Genomic DNA, 3044 nt, shown 5'->3' on the forward strand with positions numbered 1-3044 from the left:
TCCCACTTCCCTCCCACGACGCACCGCCCGAACCGTTCGTGTTCCCTCCCACCACGGCCGATGGTGGGAGGGAACACGCGTGTCGAGACCTCGCGCCGACCCGTGATCGACGACCTCGGCTTGGACCTCGTGCTCGGAGGCTTCGAACACCGCCAGCGGCGAGGCGCCGTCCAGGCCGCGGTGCGACCGGGTGCCGGCGACCTTCAGACACCACTCCACCGCGGAGGCCTGCATGTGTTCGAGAGAGACGAACTCCCGCCCCCGCCACCAGAAGTCACGTATATACGGCATCTGCCGCTCTACACGGGGCTTGTCCTTCGGCCGTCCCGCCCGAGCCGGGTCCACGAGCGTGCCGTAGTGCGCGGCCAGCTCGCCGTAGGACCGGTTGATCTTCGGGTCGTACAGGTCCGGGCGCTCCACCCCGGTCTTGAGGTTGTCCGGCACCAACCGCGCGGCGACACCGCCGAAGAACTCGAACGCCGCGACGTGCGCCGCGGTCCACGCCTGCTGGTCGAGGATGAGCACGGGCCGGACGAACATGTGCCGCGAGTGCGCGAGCACCATCACGAACGCCTCGGCACGGTGCCGACGGCCCGTGCGCGGGTTGACCCACATCCCCAACCGGCCGTAGTCGATCTGCGCGATCTCGCCCGGTACCGTCGGGTACGGGTTGAGTACCGTCACCGCGGCGCGGTGCGCCTCCTCGGGCAGGTTCGCCGCGATGTACCGGCGCAACGACGCCAAGGACGCGCCCAGCCCGCGCTCATCGCGCAGCCGCTGGTGGATCGTGGTCACCGTCACCCGCGCCGCGAGCATCTCCACGATGTAGTCGCGGTGCTCGGCGATCGCCGGCCACGTCAGCTGCCTGATCGAGGGGTCGGCCAGGTGCGGGAACCACGAGCGCACCAGCACCCGCCAGTCCTCCTCGCCCATCTTCGGCCCACCCGGGGCGAACCCAGCCTCGATCGCCGGCGAGAGGTACTTGCGCACCGTCTTGCGGTCCAGCCCCAGCGAGTCGGCCAACTCCACCTGCGAGCGGCCGGCATACCAGTGCACCAGGAGCTCCGAAATGTCGATCACTTGAAAGGTTCTCCTCGCCATCTGCTCCCTCGCCGTCTACTAGCTGACGAGGAAGGCTTGCACGGACGAGGTCCGACCCACGTCACGGCCCCCATGGGGAATAACGTGATCGCGCGGGTGGGGAATTACGTGACGCTCAGGCCGTCACAGCTGGGGAATTACGTGATCGCCGACAGATTGAATTGCCTTCCTACAAACAACTCTCCTCGCGTTCAGGACACAACAATGCCACTTAGCTTGATGATCTAGGCTGCGAGCTGCAGGGATGTCGGCTGGGACGGCGCGCGGACCGGTTCGGGTATCAGGGGTTTGAGGTTGACGAGGTCGTAACTCGATAGGTGCCTTTGGTGGGCGTGCGTGATTGCCGCCCGGCGTTCTGTCAGGCGGTGGCTTCGTCGGGCATCCAGGGGATGCCGCGCATCGCGTCGGTCAGGGCGGCCAGCCAGCCGACGCCGTGTTTCTTCGTGGTCTGTAGGTAGGAGCGGATACGGCAGAACTCTTGGGCTCCCCGCATCGAGCGCATCGAGCCGGAGACCTTGATCCGCAGTTTGCACATGCGGATCTCGCGCTCGGCCGCGTTGTTGTCAAAGGCGACACGGGGGTCCGTGGTGAACCGCAGATAGTCCTCGAACCGGTCACGCAACCGGGTGAACAGGGCGTTGTGCTTGCCCATCAGCTTGTTCTCGCGCGCGGCGGTGGCCGTGACGCCGATCAGCGCGGCCGAGCGCAGTCGGTGGCGCAGCGTGGCGACCTGCGCCGGATCGGGCTCGCTCCCGGCGGCGCGGGCCTGCTCGACGAGGTCTTTCAGATCACACAGCGTGTCGATGGCCTGCATGGCCATCGCCGTGCTCCCGGCCCGCCCCGTGGTGCCGCTCTCGGCGACGGCGACCAACTCGCGCAACACGTGGGCACCGCACAAGGCGTGGTCACAGGCGTAGGTGTCGTACGGCGCCCAGGCGTCGTGCTGGGCGATCCCGGTGAACACGGGCAGCACGCCGATGGCGTCCATCGCCACGGTGCCGCGCTTGGGATGCACCATCAGCAGGCTGTACCTGTCGGTCGAAGCCGAGTGCACCCACGCCAATCCCGCCTCGACCCGGAACCCGGTCTCGTCGAAGTTGACCGCCTCGGCCTCCACGAGCCTTTCGCGCACCGCGTCCTCGAACCCGACCAGCGCCGCAGCGCACCGGGTGGCCATCGACGCGACCGTACCCGGGGCCATCGGCGCCCCGAACACCTCGCCCATCACCGCCGCGACCCGCTCACGCGCCAGGAACTGCCCGTGCCACAAACCCACCACCACCGCGGCGACCCGCGCACCGTACTGCACCGGCGCCGCGACCCCCACCGGCGCCACCGCCGTGCACACCTGCCCGCACCCGCACCGGCGCGCGATCAGCTGATGCTCGGTCACCTCAAGCGCGAGCTCGGACAGGTCGAACACCCGGCGCCGCTCGCGCCCGACCTCCACCGCCCCGGCCAGGCCCGACCCGCAGGAGTGACACAGTTCGGGCTCGTACTGCACCGTGTACCGCGGATCGGCGACCTGCTCCAGCGTGGCCCCCGGCTGCCCGCCCGGGCGCCCGGGACGGCGCGCACCCTTCTTGCGCAGCGAGGCCGGCTTGACGAACGGGGAATCCGAGGAAGGAGGCTTCGAGGAATTCTTCGAGTTCTGCTTCAGCGCCGCTTCCAGCTCCGCGATCCGTGCCGTCAGCAACGTGATCTGCTCCTGCTGCGCGACCACCAGCGCCACCAACTCCTCATACGAGGGCTTCGGCGCAACGGGCATAACCACCATGATCCCAAGCAGGTGACACCCCGTCAAACCACCACAGCCACCGCACCACCTATCTAGTTACACGAGGTCTATGGTGGGCGGCCGGCGTGGCGGACCCCGGTGTAGTCGGCGGTGCGGACCTTGTAGGAGTTGTGGCGGGCGCGCTTGATCTGGCGGGGGGGGTAGG

2 protein-coding genes are annotated in these 3044 nt (G+C 68.5%); both read right to left on the reverse strand.

What is annotated here, in order from left to right; translation table 11 throughout:
• Positions 1 to 1080 (reverse strand): IS21 family transposase (gene istA / locus KGA66_RS28465; protein ID WP_211472614.1); only part of this gene is annotated, 1080 nt, incomplete at its 3' end.
• Positions 1081 to 1459: 379 nt separating this feature from the next.
• On the reverse strand, positions 1460 to 2869 hold the full coding sequence (tnpC, locus tag KGA66_RS28470) for an IS66 family transposase (RefSeq protein WP_211472617.1): 1410 nt from the start codon (positions 2867 to 2869) through the stop codon (positions 1460 to 1462).
• Positions 2870 to 3044 lie beyond the last annotated feature (175 nt).

Origin of the sequence: Actinocrinis puniceicyclus (genome assembly GCF_018283645.1) — a bacterium.
GTDB classification, from domain to species: domain Bacteria; phylum Actinomycetota; class Actinomycetes; order Streptomycetales; family Catenulisporaceae; genus Actinocrinis; species Actinocrinis puniceicyclus.